Raw genomic sequence first — 18,996 nt, 5'->3', positions numbered from 1 at the left:
GACGGATGCGGCAGTGAATACGCATTGTAGGGCCGGCACCGGCCGGCCGCACCCCGCCGCGATCACACCAGCGACGCGGAGATCGACATCGGGGCGCGCGGACGCTTCTCGAGTTCGGCGACCATGGCGCGCGCGACCGCCCGATAGGCCGCGGCTGCCGCCGAATCCGGCGCGGAGGCGACGATCGGCGCGCCGGCATCACCCTGCTCACGGATCCCGATCTCCAGCGGCAGCGACCCGAGCAGCGGCACGCCGTAGCGTTCGGCCATGCGCTCGCCACCGCCCGACCCGAACAGGTGCTCGACGTGCCCGCAATTGGAGCACACGTGCTGGGCCATGTTCTCGACCAGCCCGAGCACGGCGACCTCGACCTTTTCGAACATCTTCAGCGCCTTGCGGGCATCGAGCGTCGCGACTTCCTGCGGCGTGGTCACGATCACCGCCCCGGCAACCGGGATCTTCTGCGCCAGGGTGAGCTGGATGTCGCCAGTGCCCGGCGGCAGATCGACCAGCAGGTAGTCCAGGCCTTCCTCGCCGCCCCAGCGCGTGTCGTTGAGCAATTGCTGCAAGGCCGACGTCGCCATCGGCCCACGCCAGATCATTGGTGTGTCCTGGTCGACCAGCAGGCCGATCGACATCGCCTCTATGCCGTGCGCCTGCAGCGGCAGGATCGACTTGCCGTCGGGACTATCCGGCTTGCCCGACAGGCCCAGCATCGTCGGGATGCTCGGCCCGTAGACGTCCGCATCCAGCACCCCGACCCGGGCGCCGTCGGCTGCCAGCGCGAGCGCGAGGTTCACCGCCGTCGTCGATTTGCCGACCCCCCCCTTGCCCGAGCCGACGGCGATGATGTTGCGGATCCGCGGGTGCGGGTGGAGGGCGCCCTGGACGGCGCGTGCTGCCTTTGGGAGTTGCATGGGCTGACGAATGCTCGAGCTGGGGCCGTCATTGTCCCATGCCGCGCGACGCTGCCCGATGGTCAGGATGTCGCATCTGCGGCTCGACCGCCGCGCACGCACGACGACGACACGCGCGCGGCCAGCAGATCGGCTATAACGTCGCCAACTGCGTCGGCATCGCGCCGACACCGAGGGAGGGAGCGCAATGAAGATGAACAAGAAGGTCGCACTGCTCGCACTCGCGGCACTGCCGCTCGTCGTCGCATCGTTCTCGGCATCGGCACAATCGCCGGCCGGCCGCTGGAAGACCATCGACGACGAGACCGGCCGGGTGAAGTCGATCGTCGAGATCAGCCAGGCCGCGAACGGCACGCTGAGTGGCAAGGTCCTGGAGGTGCTGCATTCCGATCGCGGGCCGAACCCGACCTGCGATAAGTGCAGTGGCGAACGCCGCAACCAGCCGATCGCCGGTATGACGATCCTCTGGGACCTGAAGCCGGACGGCAATGAATGGTCCGGCGGCACGATCCTCGACCCCGCCAATGGCAAGACCTACCGATCGAAGGCCAAGTTGATCGATGCCAACCGGCTGGGGGTGTCGGGCTGTATCGCCTTCATCTGCCGCGAACAGGTCTGGCAGCGAGAGTAAGCCGTCCTCGGATCCCGCCGAGAGGCTTGGGTCCTATGTCTTCCCGCCCCCTGATCGCTCGCGCATCGGGGGAAAGCGCATACGTATGCATGGCGTATTCAGCAAGAAGTCGCTGTCCGCAGTCAGCGCAGTCAGTGTCATCCCCTATTCCGGATCACGACAAGCGCGGTCGTTGAACGAGGCCACAAATCTTGATTTCGTTACGAACCTATGGAAAATAGGTTAACTCGGAGTTAATTTCGAGCGCCCTCCAAGGTCGACCTCTGGCGGGCTTTTTTTTACCAAGGGGATGTATGTTGATGATTTCTAACAAGACCGCACCGCTGTGTGCGGCCATTGCGTTGTCGCTGCTGGCCACGGCAGCTGCCCATGCCCAGGATGCGGCGCCCAACACGGACACCCAGACCCTGGATCGGGTGAACGTCACTGGCTCGCGCATCGCGCGTGCGGGCTTCGTGACCCCCTCGCCGGTCACAGCGATCACTGCCGAAGAGATCCGCGCCACCGGTGCGATCACGATCGGCGACCTGATGACCAAGCTGCCGGCGCTGAGCGCAACCTACACGCTGGGCAACTCGACCCGCTTCATCGGTACCGCCGGCGTCGGCCTGCTCGACCTGCGCGGCATGGGCACCTCGCGCACGCTGGTCCTGGTCAACGGCCGCCGCCATGTCGGCGCGACCCCGGGCTCGACCGCGGTCGACACCAACACCATCCCGGTCGAATGGATCGAGCGCGTCGAGGTCATCACCGGTGGCGCCTCGGCCGTCTACGGTGCCGACGCGGTTGCGGGTGTCGTGAACTTCATTACCAAGAAGTCCTTTGAGGGCTTCGAGCTGCGCGGCCAGAAGGGCGCGGCCAGCGAGGGCGGCTTCGGCCGGCAGTTCCTCAGCTTCTCGGCCGGCAGCAACTTCTCCGACGGCCGCGGCAATGTCGCCTTCTCGGTTGAGCGCAGCGAGCAGGACCGCTTCAGCCGCACCAGTCGTGAGATCGGCCGTCGCTACCTGGTCACTACCCCCAACCCGAACTACGATCCCTCCAAGCCGTCCAGCGAGTCAAATCCGCAGAACATCCTCGCCGGTCCGGGTGGCAACCACTCGATTTCCTTCGGTGGCTCGTTATACACCGGCGGCGTGATTGATCCCAGAAGCAACCCGTTCAATCCCACGCAGCGCTATCACTTCAATCCCGACGGCAGCATCTCGCGCAACCGCTACGACGGCTGGTACAACGCGGCCGGCACGTCGTGCGTCGATTGCGACTTCACCGACCTCAACTCGCTAGCTGACCTCGAGCCGGAGTTCGACCGCACCAGCGTCAACGCGATCTTCGGTTTCGACATCAACGACAACCATCGCGTGTTCGCCGAGGCGAAGTACAGCAAGACCGAAGCGCACTTCTACGGCCAGTCGGCGTTCGACTCGCAGTTGCGCATCCGCACCGACAATGCCTACATCACGCCCGAGCTCCGCGCGCTGATGGCTGCCAACCCCGGCCTGCTGCGGACCACGACGCTCGACGGCGCACCGGCCGAGTACTTCGAGATCGGCCGCATGAACGTCGATGCAGGTCGTCGTGGCGAACAGATCGAACGCGATACCAAGCGCATCGTGATCGGCCTGGAAGGCTTCTTGGGCGAGAACTGGACCTACGAGACCTCGTTCAACTATGGCGAGTCGTCGATCTCCCGCCTGAACCTCAACAACCGCATCAACGAGCGTTGGCATGCGGGCCTGGATACGGTTCTGGATGCCAATGGCAACCTCGCTTGCCGCAGCACGGTCGATCCGAACGCGTTCAACATCCACACCCTCCAGAAGTACCGCGCCGATCTCGTGGCCGGTTGCGTCCCGTTCTCGGTCTTCGGCAACGGCGCGGTCGCGGCCAATCCCGCCGCGGCAGCCTGGTTCAATGTCGACTCGCTCAACCGCTCCAAACTCAAACAGACGGTCTACAGTGCCTCGGTCGCCAACAACGCGCTGTTCTCGATGCCGGCCGGTGACGTCGGCTTCGCCGCGGGCGTCGAGCATCGGCAGGAGCGCAGCCAGGAGAACACCGATCCGCTGGCCGCGCAGGGCCTGACCTTCCTGAACGCAATCGCCAGCCGCGGCGGTGAGTACAAGGTAAGCGAAGCGTTCCTCGAAACGACGATCCCGTTGTTGGCCGATCTGCCGGGCGTGGAGCGTCTGTCGCTCGATCTGGCCGGCCGTTACTCGCATTACGACACCATCGGCTCGACCAAGACCTGGAACATCGGTCTGGACTGGCAAATGTTCCCGTCGCTGCGTCTGCGCGGCACGACCGCCAAGGCCGTACGTGCGCCGGGTATCGGCGAACTGTTCAATCCGCAGTCGCAGAACTTTGCGACGATCAACGATCCTTGCAACTACTCGGGGACGAACCCGAATCGTCCGGGCACTGCTGCAGACCAGGCGCTGCGCCAGGCCAACTGCACCGCCTTGGGCATCCCGGTCAACTGGCAGGACAGCACCACCGGAAACCGCCCTGGCGTGAGCGGCGGCAATCCGGATCTTCGTCCAGAGTCCGCGGAAACGGTCTCGTTCGGTGCCGTCTGGCAACCCGAATTCGTCAAGGGACTGGGTATTTCGGTCGACTACTGGCGCGTTACGCTCGACGACGCCATCGGTGCGGTGTCGGCGCAGACCAATGCAACCCGTTGCGTGGACTCCCCTGGCGGAGTGACCGACAACCTCTTCTGCGACCAGATCCTGCGCGCCGGTCCGGACGGTTATACCAACGATCAAGGCCGTTTTTTCTATCCGTACAGTATCTACAGCTGGCGCGCGTTGAACGAAAACCTGGCCAAGTCCCGCCGTGTCGGCGTTGATTTCGAAGTCGATTACCGCTTCGAGTTCATGGGCGGCAACATGGTCACGCGCATGGTCGGTACCCGCTTGATCCAGTCTCGCGAGTGGGAGTTCCAGGACTTCCCGAACGAGTACAAGGAGTGGGTGACCGCGGTCTCCGACCCGCGCTTCCGCGGCAACCTGGAAGCCGCCTACCAGCGCGGCGACTGGGACGTCTCGTGGACGGCTCGCTATATGCACCACAACCTGCGTGTCGAGCCGGCGTCCTACCAGAGCAACCCGGGCCAAACCAGCCCGATCCGCAATGGTTCGTACACCTATCACAACGCCCAGGTCGGCTATACGTTCCCGGACTCGGGCATCAAGGTGTACATCGGCGCGGACAACCTGTTCGACAAGGACCCGCCGGCGAACTACTTCGGTGCTGAAGCCAGCCACGCGTTCTACGACAGCGTCGGCCGGTTCGTGTACCTCGGTGCGACCTACAAGTTCTAATCAGCTTATTGCGTCATGAAGGAGCCCGGCTTAGGCCGGGCTCTTTTTTTGCCGAAGACCGGGCGCCGGAGCGGCGTGCGATAATCCGGCCCCGTTCCTGCCGTCGCCATCGCCATGTCGCGCAAGCTGCTCGTCACCGCCGCCCTGCCCTACGCCAACGGCCCGCTGCACCTGGGCCACCTGGTCGGGTACATCCAGGCCGACATTTGGGTCCGGGCCCAGCGCATGGCGGGCGACATCGCGCACTTCGTCTGCGCCGACGACACCCACGGCACGCCGATCATGTTGGCGGCCGAGAAGGCCGGCACGACGGCCGAGGCGTTCATCGCCGAGATCCATGCCGGGCATGTGCGCGACTTCGCCGCGTTCGGCGTCGCATTCGACCATTACGACTCCACCCACTCGGCGGCCAACCGCGCCATGGTGGAGACGATCTACGCGCGTCTGGAACGCGGCGACCATATCGCGCGTCGCGCCGTCGCGCAGCTCTACGATCCCGTGCGCGGCATGTTCCTGCCCGACCGCTACGTCAAAGGCATCTGCCCGAAGTGCGGCACGCCCGACCAGTACGGCGACAACTGCGAGCACTGCGGCGCGACCTATGCGCCCAGCGATCTGATCGACCCAAGGTCGGTGGTCAGCGGGGCAACCCCCGAGATCCGCGAGTCGGAGCACTTCTTCTTCGAGCTCGGGCACTTCGAGGCCTTCCTGCGCGACTGGCTCGCGGGCGACGTCGCAGTGCCCGGCGTCAAGGCCAAGCTCGCCGAATGGCTCGATGGCGAGGGCGGCCTGCGCGCCTGGGACATCTCGCGCGACGCGCCCTACTTCGGCTTCGAGATCCCGGGCCACCCGGGCAAGTTCTTCTATGTCTGGCTCGATGCGCCGATCGGCTATCTGAGCAGCTTCAAGACGCTGTGCGCGCGCGAGAACATCGATTTCGACGCCTGGCTGTCGCCCGACGGCGGTGTCGAGCTGCACCATTTCATCGGCAAGGACATCGTGAACTTCCACGGCCTGTTCTGGCCGGCGATGTTGCACGGTGCCGGCCTGCGCGTGCCGACGCGGCTGCACGTCAACGGCTATTTGATGGTCGATGGCGCGAAGATGTCCAAATCGCGCGGCACATTCGTCATGGCCCGCACCTATCTCGACCAGGGTCTGGACCCCGAAGCGCTGCGCTACTACTTCGCGGCGAAATCCTCGGGCGGCGTCGACGACCTCGATCTCAACCTCGAGGACTTCGTCGCACGCGTCAACGCCGACCTGGTCGGCAAGTTCGTCAACCTGGCCAGCCGCTGCGCCGGCTTCATCCACAAGCGCTTCGACGCGCGGCTGGCCGACGCACTGCCCGATCCGGCGCAGTACGCGCGTTTCGTCGCGGCGCTGTCGGGCGTGCGCGAGGCCTATGCGCGCAACGACCCGGCCAGTGCGATCCGCCAGATCATGGCGCTCGCCGATGAGGCCAACCGCTACATCGACGATCGCAAGCCCTGGGTGATCGCCAAGCAGGCGGGCGCCGACGCCGAACTGCAGGCCGTCTGCACCCAGGGTCTGAACCTGTTCCGCATCCTCGCCGGCGCGCTGCAGCCGATCCTGCCGCGCACCAGTACGCAGGCCGCGGCGTTCCTCGCCGCGCCCGTCGCCCACTGGCAGGATCTCGACCAGCCGCTGACCGGCCGGACGATCCAGGCCTATGTGCCGCTGTTCACCCGTATCGACCCGACGCTGCTCACCGCCATGACCGAAGCCTCCAAGGACACGCTCGCCGCCCCTGCCCCAGTCGCCCCGAAGACGACCGAGGCGAAGGCGGCCGCAACCTCCGCGCCCGCGGCCGCCGACGCCGCCTATATCGGCATCGACGATTTCGCCAAGCTCGACCTGCGGATCGGCAAGGTCCTGGTCTGCGAGGCCGTCGAGGGTTCGGACAAGCTGCTTCGCTTCGAGCTCGACGCCGGCGAACTGGGCAAGCGCCAGATCTTCTCCGGCATCCGTGCCAGCTACAGCGAGCCAGAAGCACTGGTCGGCCGCAACGTGGTGTTCATTGCCAATCTCGCGCCGCGCAAGATGCGTTTCGGCCTGAGCGAAGGCATGATCCTGTCGGCCGGATTCGACGGCGGTGCGCTCGCACTGCTGGCGGCTGATGACGGTGCGCAACCGGGCATGCCGGTGCGCTGATCGTGCGATCGGGCGGCGTGCTGCGCCGCCCAAGCGAGCTACGCGTTACTTGCGGCCACTGCGCCAGATCGACAGCAGGATCCACACGCCGCTCAGGCCCGCGCCGACGAAACCGAGCACGCCCAGCGCCATCAGCCAGCGGTGCGTCGCGCCGCCGCTGACGCTGTTCATGACGATCGACGAGCCGATGATCAGCGCAGCGGTGACGACGCCGACCGTGAGCCGGTTGGCCGCCGCGTTGACCTGATCGCCGAACGACTTGAGCGAGGTCACCTCGATCTGCGCGCGCAAGCGACCACGACGCGCGGTCTGCAGCAGACGGCGCAGATCGCGCGGCAGATCGGCCAGAAGATCAATCGTGCTCGACAGCGTGCGTTGCCCGCGCCGCGCCAGCGCGCGCGGCGAGTAACGCTGCAGCATCACCCGCTCCAGCCACGGCTGCGCGGTACTGGTCATGTCGAACCCGGGATCGAGTTGGCGGCCCAGCCCCTCGAGTGTCAGGAACGCCTTGATCAAGAGCGCAAGATCGGGCGGCAACATCAATCCGTGCCGGCGCAGCAGGCCGGTGATGTCGGCGAGCATCGCGCCCATCCGCAAATCCCGCAGCGGCAGCCCTCGATATTGGTCGACGAAACCGTCGATCTCGCTCTGCAATCGGCCCTCGTCGACTTCGACATCGCTCGTCGTCCAGTCCAGCAGCACGTCGCACACGCTCTGCGGCTGCTGGGAGACCAGCCCGTGGAGCAGTCGCGCGACCTGGTAGCGCAGTTCCGGCGGCACGCGGCCAACCATGCCGAAGTCGATCAATGCGATGCGACCATCGGGCAGGAAGAACAGGTTGCCCGGATGCGGGTCAGCATGGAACAGGCCATCCTCGAACACCATCTTCATGACGATGGCACTGCCCGCAAGCGCAAGCGCGTGGCGGTCGAGGCCTGCGGCGTCGATGCCGGCCAGATCGCCGCCGGGAATGCCGACCACGCGATCCTGCACATTGAGCCGCTCGCAGGTCCATTGCCAGTGCACCCGGGGCACGAGCACGGCCGGATCGTCGACAAAATTCGCTGCGATGCGCTCGGCGTTGCGGCACTCGGCCGCGAAGTCGAGCTCGCGCCGCAGCGAGGCATCGAACTGGCGCACGACCTCCACCGGTCGGTAGCGGCGCAGGTCCGGCGCCTGCGACTCGACGATCTCGGCCAATCGCGCGAGCAGGCGCAGATCGGCCTCGACGATCTCGCGGATCCCGGGGCGCCGCACCTTCAGCACGACCGGCGTGCCGTCGTGCAGCCAGGCCAGATGCGCCTGCGCGAGCGAGGCGGCGGCGATCGGCTCGGGCTCGAACCGCGCGAACGCGGTGTCCGGCGCCTCGCCCAGGTCTTCGAGCAACTGGGCGTGGATCGCCGCATACGGCACCGGCGGTACACGGCTCTGCAGCCGGCCCAGTTCTTCTATCCAGTCCGGCGGCAGCAGATCGACGCGCGTGGCGAGGATCTGCCCGAGCTTGACGAACGTCGGCCCCAGGTCCTGCAGCGCATGGCGGACCCGCTCGGGTTGGGTCATGCGCGCGGTGTCGGCCGCGTGGAGATGCAACAGGCGACCGGCACGCTCCAGCGCCCCAGCCATACCAATGCGCTGCACGACATCGCCGAAGCCGTAGCGCACCAGGACCGATGCGATCTCCTGGATGCGGCCCAGATCGCGGACGGTGGCGAGCGTCTCCCACATCAGTCGAGCGTCGCTTCGAGCCCATGCAGCGCCGCTGCGACGGTCTGTCGCCGCACCGCCTCGCGGTCGCCGACGAAATGATGGATCTGCGCGCGCGCATAGTCGCCGCGGCGCTTCCACGCGATCCACACTGTGCCGACCGGTTTGTCGTCGCTGCCGCCGCCGGGCCCGGCGATCCCGGTCACCGCGACCGCGATGCTGGCGCCCGAATTGACCAGTGCGCCGGAGACCATTTCGATCGCGGTCTCGCGGCTGACGGCGCCATGCGTCTCCAGCGTCTGCAGGCTAACGCCCAGTAATGCCTGCTTGGCTTCGTAGCTGTAGGCCGCCAAGCCGCAATCGAACCAGTCCGAGCAACCGGCGATGTCGGTCATCGCCTTGGCGATCCAGCCGCCGGTGCAGCTCTCGGCGGTGACCAGGCGATGGTGGCGGTCGTGCAGCAGGCCACCCAGTCGGGCGGCCATCGCCTGCAAGGTCGCGTCGTCGGGAGTTGCGCTCATCGTCCTGCATGCCTGTTCAAAGGCCTGTTTTACCGCATTCGCACGCGCGCGTCGCGCATTCAGGGAATTGACCCGTCGCCGCCATCGCGCGATCATGCCGCGCCGCCAGCATCAGGGCCGTTCCAGGTTTCCTCGCCAGCACATGGGCACTTCGCCCGTCTTTTCGCTGACAGGACCTTGCATGCACCGCCTCGCGCTGGCCGTTTCGATCGGCCTTTTCGCCATGTCCGCGCACGCTGCCGGACAGTCCACCGACGTCATCCCCGCTCCACCCGATCGTTCCGACGCCGCTCCAGCCGCAACCGGCGACGATGTCCTCCCGACCACGTCCCTGCGCTTCGGCCCGCTGCGTGTGCCCGGCCAGCGGGTGTTCCGCTACCAGGAGGGGATGGCGCTGGGCGAGGACTACATTCGCAACACGAACACCGCCGATGGCGACCTGGCAACGCTGCTGCGGATCAACCCCGCCGTGCAGTTCGCTGATAACGCGCGTACTTCGCGCAATGGCGGCGAGATCCGCCCTACAGACATCAGCATCAATGGCGCTCCGTACTACCAAAACCTGTTCATTGTCGATGGTGCCAGCTTCAACAACGACATCGACCCGGGGAACACTATCTACGGTTCGAGCAGTGTAGTGGTGAACCACTTCTTCGATGTTCCCAGCACCGGCCAAGGCATCGCGCTCGACACCGAGCTCATCGAAGGGCTCGACGTTTACGACAGTAACGTACCGGCCAGTTTCGGCGGATTCACCGGTGGCGTGGTCGACGCGCGTACACGACGGGCACGCGATACGTTTTCCGGCAAGGCCTGGTTCCGCATGGCCCGTTCTGCCTGGGACAAAATCCTGGTCGCCGAGGGCAATGAAGCCGCATTTGCCGATTCCACAACCTATATTCGGCAACCGAACTACGACAAGCAGAAGTTCGGTCTGCGACTCGAAGGCCGCACCGAGCAGGGTCTCGGCATCATCGGCACGATCACCCAGACCCGCTCGACAATCCCGCTCAAGGCCTACAGCACTACCGAAAGCATTGCAGACGCGAATAGCAAGGAGCAAACGCGCAAAAACACCGCAATCTCGCTCAACATCGACTGGGCCAATAACGATGGCGTGTCACTCAATGCTTCGCTGCAACACGCGCCGAGCGACGATCGGTACTTCATCGTCAACCAGAAGGACTCCTGGATGGACCTGGAATCAGGGGGGCCGGTGATGTCGTTCCGAGCGGATTTCGAGCACGGCGCCTGGCGCTTCGGCAACGCCATCAGCTACAGCGACGTCGAGAGTTCGCGCGCGACGCCCGTGGACTACTGGAAGTCGTGGGCCCACTCGGAGGACAAGTACTGGAATTCGGCAAGTAGCAACGACGAAGGCAGCGGCGGCGCCATCAATCAGCACGACCGAAAGATCGCTTACAAGTTCAGTGCCATGCGTGACAGCTTCATGCTCGGCGGGGTCGAGCACACGCTCAGCGCTGGTTTCGGTTATCAGCAACGCAAGGCGTTCTACGAGCGTCCGAACGTCCACAGCTATTACTACACCCCCACCGCCACGACCAGCTGCACGCTCTCCGACGGCGCAATCGACCTCGATACCTGTTCACTGGCTCCAGTTACGGAGTCGCGCGCTCAGGTCGTCATCGGTCAAGGCCAATACCTCGCACGCGCGGTCCTCTACCGCGCCGGCAGCATCGAGGTCGAAGGTGACGAGTGGAACGCGTGGGTCCAAGACGATATCCGGATGGGTAACTGGAGCGTCCGGCCAGGCCTGCGATTCGACGACGACAGTATCTGGGGCCGTCCATCTGTCGCACCGCGCCTGTCCGCGTCATGGGACGTCCTCGACGACGGCAGGACCATACTGACAGGCGGTGTGAATCGTTACTACGGCAGGAATTTCTTTACGTATCTGATGCGTGAAGCACGTGGCAAGCTCGCGACGGAAAAGAGGCGGACCAGTGCCGCGCAGCGGTGGGACGAGGTCGTCGGAACCGTCCAGGCCACAGACAACCGAATCTCAGACCTGGACATTCCCTACACCGACGAGTGGACAATCGGCATTCGCCAGCAGTTGTCCGGCTTTGACTTCAATCTCAAGTATGTGAACCGCGAAAGCCGTAGACAGGTGCTTCGCCAGAGCGTCCGCAGCGACGACTCGACCGGCTATTACAAGACCAACGTCTACGAGTACAACAACAACGGACGCAGTGCCAGCGGAATCTATTCTCTGACTGTCACGCCGACCGTACGTTTGAACGCTTTCGGCTCGAGCACCGGTTTCACGCTTGCGCTCGACCAGAGCGATGTCCGCCGAAACTACAACGACTACGACACGGTCTGGAATGAAGATGCATTCAACGAACTGATCGTCTACAAGGGTGATGTGATCTCCAGGTACGACATCCCGGCAACGAACTTCAATCGTCCTTGGACCGCGCGCCTTTCCACACAGACCCGCTTTGAGGCACTGGGTCTTTCCTGGAGCAACTTCTTTCGCTATCGGGCGGGATACCGCGACATCGGAATCGTCGACGAGGCGGAGGTCGATGGTGCCGCTCTTGATGTCTACGACGATGTCGACTACCCGCGTAGCTGGACCTGGGATTCCACAATCGAGTACGACCTGCCGATCCCTCGCATCGATGCGTACGTCAGGGTCGAGGCAACCAACGTGTTCAACCGCATGAACCGGATCGTGGGTACGACCGCCACGGGCACCTACTATGAGCCCGGCCGCAGCTACTGGCTCGAACTCGGCTACCGGTTCTGATGAATCGCAGGTGCGACATGGGCCACGGCGAAGCGTCGCGCGCTCCACGGTCGTTTGTTGGGGGCGTGTTGAGCGTCCTGCTCGCGTGGCCGCTGGCAATCGTAGCCTTCAACGGTGCGGACAGCGGCACGGACCCGGACGTGCATCCGCGCTGCCGCGCGCAACTCCAAGCGATCCTTACGTCGCCCGAGCCGGCCTGCCTGCGTGCCGCCTACACGCAGCCCAGCGAACGCTGGCCAGCGCCGCACGTCGATCCGGGCGTGGCCTGGCGAGAGTTGGCACCGCTGCCGCGCACGCCGCCGACGCCGGCCGACAATCCGTCCACACCCCAGCGCATCGCGCTCGGCAAGCGTCTGTTCGAGGACCCGAGACTGTCGCGCTCGGGCCAAATCGCGTGCGCGAACTGCCACGATCCCCAGTTGGGCTGGGCCGACGGGCGCAGTGTGTCGTTCGGGCACGACCGCCAGACCGGGCGCCGCAATGCGATCTCGGTGGCGACCAGTGCCTGGATGCGTACGCTGTTCTGGGACGGTCGGGCGGCATCGCTCGAAGCGCAGGCGCTGCACCCGCTGGTCGACGGGCGCGAGATGGCGAACCGGTCGCTGGCCACGGCCATCCGGCGCGTGCGGCGCGATCCGGCGTATCGCGCTGCCTTCGCGGACGCCTACGGCAGCGATCGCATTGACGCGCAGTTGATCGCCAAATCGCTGGCGACGTTCCAGCGCAGCCTCGCACCGCGCACCGGACGGCTGGATCGGTTCCTCGCAGGCCGCACGGACCAGCTCGACGATCGCCAGCTGTGGGGCCTGCACCTTTTCCGCACGAAGGCACGCTGCATGAACTGCCACAGCGGCCCGGAGATGACCGACCACGCGTTCCACAATCTCGGGCTGCACTTCCACGGCCGCCGCCGCCAGGACCTGGGCCGCTACGAGGTCACCGGCGATCCGGCGGACGCGGGGAAGTTCCGCACCCCGTCGCTGCGCGGTGTCGCCCGGACCTCGCCGTACATGCACAACGGTCTGTTCCCGCATCTGCTCGGCGTGGTGCGCGCGTACGATGCCGGCATGCCGGCGCCGCGTCCATCGCCCGCCCAGCGCGACGATCCGACGTTTCCGCGCCCCGACCCGCTGCTGCGACCACTCGGGCTGCAGCGCGAGGAGATCGAGGCGATCGTCGATTTCCTCGAGCAGCTCTAGCGGCCGGCGGCGAGGAATCGGGCGTTGAGGCAAAATGGCCGGCCGGCAGGCCCCTTTCGAGACGCGATGACCGCCCCCCAACACACGCCCCTGATGCAGCAGTTCTTCGCCGCCAAGGCGGAGCACCCGGACGTGCTGTTGTTCTTCCGCATGGGCGATTTCTACGAGCTGTTCTACGACGACGCCCGCAAGGCGGCGCGGTTGCTCGACATCACGCTGACCCAGCGCGGCAATTCGGCCGGCGCGCCGATCCCGATGGCCGGGGTGCCGCACCATTCGGCCGAAGGCTATCTGGCGCGGCTGGTCGCGCTCGGCGAGTCGGTGGCGATCTGCGAGCAGATCGGCGACCCGGCCGCGAGCAAGGGGCTGGTCGAGCGCAAGGTGGTGCGCATCGTGACCCCGGGCACGGTGACTGACGAGGCGCTGTTGCAGGAGCGTCGCGACACATTGTTGATGGCGGTCGCGCGCAATCGCGCCGGTCATTACGGCCTGGCCTGGGCGGATCTGGCCGGCGGGCGCTTTCTGGTCTGCGAATGCGCCAACGAGGACACGCTGGAGGCCGAGCTGGCGCGGCTCGACCCGGCCGAGCTGCTGGTGCCCGACGAGGACGGCTGGCCGGCATTCCTGAGCGAGCGCAGCGGCATGCGCCGGCGACCGCCGTGGCTGTTCGACGCCGATTCGGGCCGCCGCCAGCTGCTGCAGTTCTTCGGCCTGCACGACCTCACCGGCTTCGGCATCGACGACCGGCCGCTGGCGATCGCGGCAGCCGGCGCGTTGCTGGGCTACGTCGAAGAGACCCAGAAGCAGCGGCTGCCGCACCTGACTTCGATCGCAGTCGAAAGCGGCGATGGCGCGATCGCGATGAACGCCGCCACGCGCCGGCATCTCGAACTCGACACCCGCGTCGACGGCGACACGCGCAACACCCTGCTCGGTGTGCTCGACAGCACAGTCACGCCGATGGGCGGGCGCCTGTTGCGCCGCTGGCTGCACCGGCCGCTGCGCGATCGCGGCGTGCTGGGCGAGCGCCTGCACGCGGTCGAGGCGTTGATCGAAGGCGGCGCCGATGTCGCCCTGCGCGAGCGCTTCCGCGCGCTCGGCGACCTGGAGCGCGTGCTCACACGCATCGCGCTGCGCTCGGCGCGACCGCGCGACCTGTCTACGCTGCGCGACGGCCTGGCGCTGCTACCCGACCTGCGCACCACGTTGCAGGCGATCGATTCGCCGCGCCTGCGCGCATTGCACGACGCCCTCGGCGAACACGGCGAGCAGGCCCACCTACTGACCACGGCGCTGGTCGAGCAACCGCCGGTGCTCGCGCGCGACGGCGGCGTGTTCGCCGACGACTACGATGCCGAGTTGGCCGAGCTGCGCCGGTTGAGCACCAACGCCGACCAGTTCCTCGTCGACCTCGAAGCGCGCGAGCGCGAGGCCAGCGGCATCGCCACGCTCAAGGTCGGCTACAACCGCGTGCATGGCTACTTTATCGAGATCGGCAAGGCGCACTCGGCCAAGGCCCCCGCGCACTACACGCGGCGGCAGACGCTGACCAATGCCGAGCGCTACATCACCGAGGAACTCAAACAGTTCGAGGACAAGGTGCTGTCGGCGCGCGAGCGCGCGCTGGCCCGAGAACGCCTGCTCTACGAACAGTTGCTCGACGCGCTCAATGCCAGCCTCGAGACCCTCAAGCAGTGTGCGGGCGCGCTCAGCGAACTCGACGTGCTCGCCTGCTTCGCCGAGCGCGCGCAGGCCCTGGACTGGTCGCGTCCGCAGCTCGATGCCCAGCCTGGCGTGCGCATCGAGCGCGGCCGTCATCCGGTGGTCGAGGCGGTGCGGCGCGAGCCGTTCGAGCCCAACGACCTGGTGCTCGGCGACGGCCCCGAGTTCGGCGACCGGCGGATGCTGGTCATCACCGGCCCGAACATGGGCGGCAAGAGCACCTACATGCGCCAGAACGCGCTGATTGTGTTGCTCGCACACATCGGCAGCTTCGTGCCGGCGGCCCGCGCGACGATCGGCCCGATCGACCGCATCCTCACCCGCATCGGCGCCGGCGACGATCTCGCCAAGGGCCAGTCGACCTTCATGGTCGAGATGGCCGAAACCAGCTATATCCTCCACCACGCCACCGACGCGTCGCTGGTGCTGATGGACGAGATCGGCCGCGGGACGTCGACCTACGACGGACTCGCGCTGGCCGACGCCTGCGCGCGTCACCTCGCCGGTCGCAACCGCAGCTACACGCTGTTTGCGACCCACTACTTCGAACTCACCGCGCTGGCGCAGCCCGGCAGTGGCATCGCCAACGTGCATCTGGACGCAGTCGAGCATCGCGACCAGCAGGGCAACGAGACGCTGGTGTTCATGCACGCGGTCAAGGACGGTCCAGCCGACCGCAGCTTCGGTCTGCAGGTCGCGGCGCTGGCCGGCCTGCCCAAACAAGTCGTGCGCGACGCCCGGGCGCGGCTGGCCGAGCTCGAACAGCGGCGCCAGGACGCGCCCGCCCCGCCGATGTCGGCCGATGCGCTCGGCGCGCCGCAGCAGATCGGCCTGTTCGCGCCGCCCTCGGCCGCGGTCGAAGCGCTGGCCGGGATCGACCCCGACGAACTGACGCCCAAGCAGGCGCTGGAAGCGCTCTATCGCCTGAAAGCGCTCGCCTGAGACGACGACTGCCGGCACGCGATGCGCGATCGGCGTGAGCGGGCGTGCCGACGAACACCGCGGGCCGCTGCTTCGTGTCGCGCCAGGGCGTCCGCGATCAGGTCCGCTCGAAGATCGCGGCAATGCCCTGCCCGCCGCCGATGCACATGGTCGCCAGTCCGTAACGGCCGCCCGTGCGTTGCAACTCGTGCACCAGCTTCACGGTGATGATCGCGCCGGTCGCGCCAACCGGATGGCCCAGCGCGATGCCGCTGCCGTTGGGATTGACCTTGGCCGTATCCAGCGCAAGCGCGTCTGACACCGCGCAGGCCTGCGCTGCGAAGGCTTCATTGGATTCGATTACGTCCAGTGCGTCGACCGCGAGCCCGGCACGCGCCAGCACCGCACGCGTGGCCGGCACCGGTCCCATGCCCATGGACAACGGCTCGACGCCGGCATGGGCATAGGCGACCAGGCGCGCGAGCGGTTTGAGGTCGTGGCGCCGAACCGCCTCGCCCGTGGCCAGCACCAGCGAGGCGGCGCCGTCGTTGATGCCCGATGCATTGCCGGCGGTCACCGTGCCGTCGGCCTGGAACACCGGGCGCAGGCCGGCGAGGTCGTCGGCGCGAAGATCGGTGCGCACGTGCTCATCGTTGCGAAAGTCGGTTTCGCGGCCGCGCCGCCCCACCCGCACGGGCACGATCTGGCTGTCAAAGCGTCCTTCGGCGATGGCGACCGCGGCGCGCCGGTGGCTCTCCAGCGCGAGGGCGTCCTGCCGGGCGCGGTCGATCCCGTGACGTCGCGCGACATGCTCGGCGGTAACGCCCATCAACACGTGGTCGAACGGGTCCTTCAGGCCTTCGTTCAGACCGTCCACCAGCGCCGCGTCGCCGAGCTTGCGTCCCCAGCGATGCGTGTGCAGGTAGAACGGCGTGCGGCTCATCGATTCCGCGCCACCGGCCAGTGCCACCGAACAGTCGCCGAGCCACAGTGCCTGTGCCGCCGACACGATAGCCTGCAGGCCTGAGCCGCACAGGCGGTTGACGGTCAGCGCGGGCGTTTCCACCGGCAGGCCGGACTCGATGGCGACGATGCGCGCCATGTAGGCATCGCGCGGCTCGCTCGGCAACACCTGGCCATAGACGGCATGGCCGATGGCATCGACGGGCACGCCGGCACGCGCGATCGCCTCCCGCGCGGTGGTGACGCCGAGCACCGAAGGCGGCGTGTCCTTGAGTGCGCCGCCGAAGGTCCCGATCGCAGTGCGGACGCCGGAGACGATGAAAATGTCGGTCATGAAGCGGACTCGTCAGGGATGGAAGTCGTCGGGCGTGGTCGACGCCAGCAAATCGCTGCGGGCCGCGGCCTGATCGAGCCAGGCGGCGACCTTCGGCAGCTCGTACTCGAAGAAATAGCGGGCGGCGGCCCGTTTACCGCGATGGAACGGCGTGCCCTCGGTGCACAGGCAGGCCATGTCGAGCCAGAGCCAGGCGACCACGGCGTGACCGAACGACCACAGGACGAGCGTCGCATCGTCGAGGATGTCCGGCCCGTCCGATGCCGTCAGGGCTTCGACCACCTGCCCGACATGCGCCCATGTGGCGTCCAACTGCGCCGCATGCACCGCCAGCGCCGGCTGCAGGCGGCTCGCGGCCACGGTGGCGTCGACCCGTATGCGCAGATCGGCCAATGCCGCGCCGCGGTCGCGCAGCAGCTTGCGGCCCAGCAGGTCGAGCGCCTGGATGCCGGTGGTGCCCTCGTGGATCGGATTGAGCCGGTTGTCACGGTAGAGCTGCTCGACGTCGTAGTCCCGGGTGTAGCCGTAGCCGCCGTGGATCTGGATCGCGAGGTCGTTGGCCGCCAGGCCGTACTCGGACGGCCAGGTCTTGACCGCGGGCGTGAGCAGGTCGAGCAGCCGGCCCGTATATGCGGCTTGCTTCGCATCACCTGTCTGTTGCTCGTCCAGCAGGCGCGCGGCGTACAGCACCAGTGCCAGCGCGCCTTCCGCATAGGCCTTCTGCGCCAGCAACATGCGTTTGACGTCCGCATGCTCGATGATCGCGGCCGGCCGCTGGGTGCCGTCGCCACAGGTCACGCGCCCCTGCACCCGACTGCGCGCGTAGTCCACCGACAGCAAGTGCCCACGGCAGCCGGCCGCGGCGGCCCCGAGTCCGACACCGGTGCGCGCCTCGTTCATCATGTGGAACATCTGCGCCAGGCCTTCGCCCGCGTTCCCGACGCGCCATCCGAGCGCGCCTGCCGCCCCCGACGGCGCGTGCAGGCCTTCGCCGAAATTGAGCAGACAGTTGGACGTGCCGCGATAGCCCATCTTGTGGTTCAGCCCGGCCACCGCGATGTCGTTGCGGGTGCCGTCCGGGAGCCACTTGGGCACCACGAACAGGGAGATGCCGCCGATGCCCGGCAGCGGCACGCCGCTCGCATCGGGCGTTCTGGCCAGCACCAGATGCACGATGTCCCGAGTGATGTCGTGGTCACCCGCCGAGATCCACATTTTGTGACCGTGCAACCGATAACGCGCCCCCAGCGCGTCCTCGCCATCGGGCACCGCCAGCGTGCGGATGTCGGCCAGCGACGAGCCGGCCTGCGGCTCGGACAGGCACATCGTGCCCAGGGCCTCGCCGCGAATCTGCGGCAGCGCGAATGCCGCCACTTGCGCTGCGCTGCCGAACGCGACCAGCAGACGCGCATTGGCAATCGTGAGCATCGGATAGGCAGCCGTCGCGAGGCTGGCCGCCATGCAATAAGCAAGCGAGGCATCATGCAGCAGGTGTGGCAACTGCATGCCCTCGACCGACTGCGCGAACGGACCCGCCAGCAGCCCGGCCTGCGCATACTGGCGGACCGCAGCCACGACCTCCGGCGCCAGTTCGACCCCATCGGGCGTCAGTCTCGGCTCGTACCGATCACTGGGCTTGAGTGCAGGCAGGAAGGCGCCGGTGGCCAGCCGTTCGCTGAGGTCGAGCACGGCGGTCACGGTGTCGCGCGTGTGTCCGGCATAGTACGGACACGCGAGCAGCGACTCGATCCGCAGCCAGTCGAACAGCAGGAAGTCGAGATCGCGACGGTCAAGCAACGGGACGGCCATG

11 protein-coding genes are annotated in these 18,996 nt (G+C 66.8%); 6 read left to right on the top strand and 5 right to left on the bottom strand.

Annotation, left to right across the window (positions count from 1 at the left end; all coding sequences use genetic code 11):
• Positions 1–62: 62 nt before the first annotated feature.
• Positions 63–917: an iron-sulfur cluster carrier protein ApbC gene (gene apbC, locus MNO14_RS06005; protein ID WP_241946278.1), complete on the bottom strand. Its 855-nt coding sequence runs from the start codon at positions 915–917 to the stop codon at positions 63–65.
• A 193-nt stretch (positions 918–1,110) separates the two neighbouring features.
• Here apbC and MNO14_RS06000 point away from each other — a divergent pair, with 193 nt between their 5' ends.
• The 3 genes from MNO14_RS06000 to metG all read left to right on the top strand — a co-directional run bounded on the left by MNO14_RS06000 (position 1,111) and on the right by metG (position 7,046).
• Positions 1,111–1,548, top strand: a complete 438-nt coding sequence (locus MNO14_RS06000) for a DUF2147 domain-containing protein (protein WP_241946277.1) — start codon at positions 1,111–1,113, stop codon at positions 1,546–1,548.
• A 299-nt stretch (positions 1,549–1,847) separates the two neighbouring features.
• Complete coding sequence (locus MNO14_RS05995) at positions 1,848–4,871, top strand: TonB-dependent receptor (RefSeq protein ID WP_241945816.1); 3,024 nt, start codon at positions 1,848–1,850, stop codon at positions 4,869–4,871.
• Between the two features lie 114 nt (positions 4,872–4,985).
• Positions 4,986–7,046, top strand: a complete 2,061-nt coding sequence (gene metG, locus MNO14_RS05990; protein ID WP_241945815.1) for a methionine--tRNA ligase — start codon at positions 4,986–4,988, stop codon at positions 7,044–7,046.
• Positions 7,047–7,091: 45 nt separating this feature from the next.
• Here metG and MNO14_RS05985 read toward each other — a convergent pair whose 3' ends face one another.
• A complete protein-coding gene (locus MNO14_RS05985; RefSeq protein ID WP_241945814.1) occupies positions 7,092–8,771 on the bottom strand; it encodes an AarF/UbiB family protein in 1,680 nt (559 codons plus the stop codon).
• Positions 8,771–9,271, bottom strand: a complete 501-nt coding sequence (locus tag MNO14_RS05980; RefSeq protein WP_241945813.1) for a CinA family protein — start codon at positions 9,269–9,271, stop codon at positions 8,771–8,773. The genes MNO14_RS05985 and MNO14_RS05980 overlap by 1 nt, the downstream gene beginning before the upstream one ends.
• 181 nt (positions 9,272–9,452) lie before the next feature.
• Between MNO14_RS05980 and MNO14_RS05975 the strand changes: the two genes are divergently transcribed.
• From MNO14_RS05975 to mutS, 3 genes are all read left to right on the top strand, one after another.
• Positions 9,453–12,047: a TonB-dependent receptor plug domain-containing protein gene (locus MNO14_RS05975; protein ID WP_241945812.1), complete on the top strand. Its 2,595-nt coding sequence runs from the start codon at positions 9,453–9,455 to the stop codon at positions 12,045–12,047.
• 68 nt (positions 12,048–12,115) lie between these two features.
• Complete coding sequence (locus MNO14_RS05970; protein WP_241945811.1) at positions 12,116–13,246, top strand: cytochrome c peroxidase; 1,131 nt, start codon at positions 12,116–12,118, stop codon at positions 13,244–13,246.
• A 66-nt stretch (positions 13,247–13,312) separates the two neighbouring features.
• On the top strand, positions 13,313–15,910 hold the full coding sequence (mutS, locus tag MNO14_RS05965; protein WP_241945810.1) for a DNA mismatch repair protein MutS: 2,598 nt from the start codon (positions 13,313–13,315) through the stop codon (positions 15,908–15,910).
• Positions 15,911–16,007: 97 nt separating this feature from the next.
• Here the strand turns inward: mutS and bktB are convergent, their stop codons facing one another.
• Together bktB and MNO14_RS05955 are read right to left on the bottom strand one after the other, a co-directional pair.
• The gene (gene bktB, locus MNO14_RS05960) at positions 16,008–17,186 is read right to left on the bottom strand and encodes a beta-ketothiolase BktB (protein WP_241945809.1); all 1,179 of its coding nucleotides are present in this window, start codon (positions 17,184–17,186) and stop codon (positions 16,008–16,010) included.
• Positions 17,187–17,198: 12 nt separating this feature from the next.
• Positions 17,199–18,995, bottom strand: coding sequence for an acyl-CoA dehydrogenase (locus MNO14_RS05955; protein WP_241945808.1), 1,797 nt, complete (start codon positions 18,993–18,995; stop codon positions 17,199–17,201).
• Position 18,996: the final 1 nt, after the last annotated feature.

The organism is Luteimonas sp. S4-F44, from assembly GCF_022637415.1.
Classification (GTDB): domain Bacteria; phylum Pseudomonadota; class Gammaproteobacteria; order Xanthomonadales; family Xanthomonadaceae; genus Luteimonas.
The sequence above is the reverse complement of the archived record's forward strand: the minus strand, read 5'-3'. Positions and strand labels throughout refer to the sequence as shown.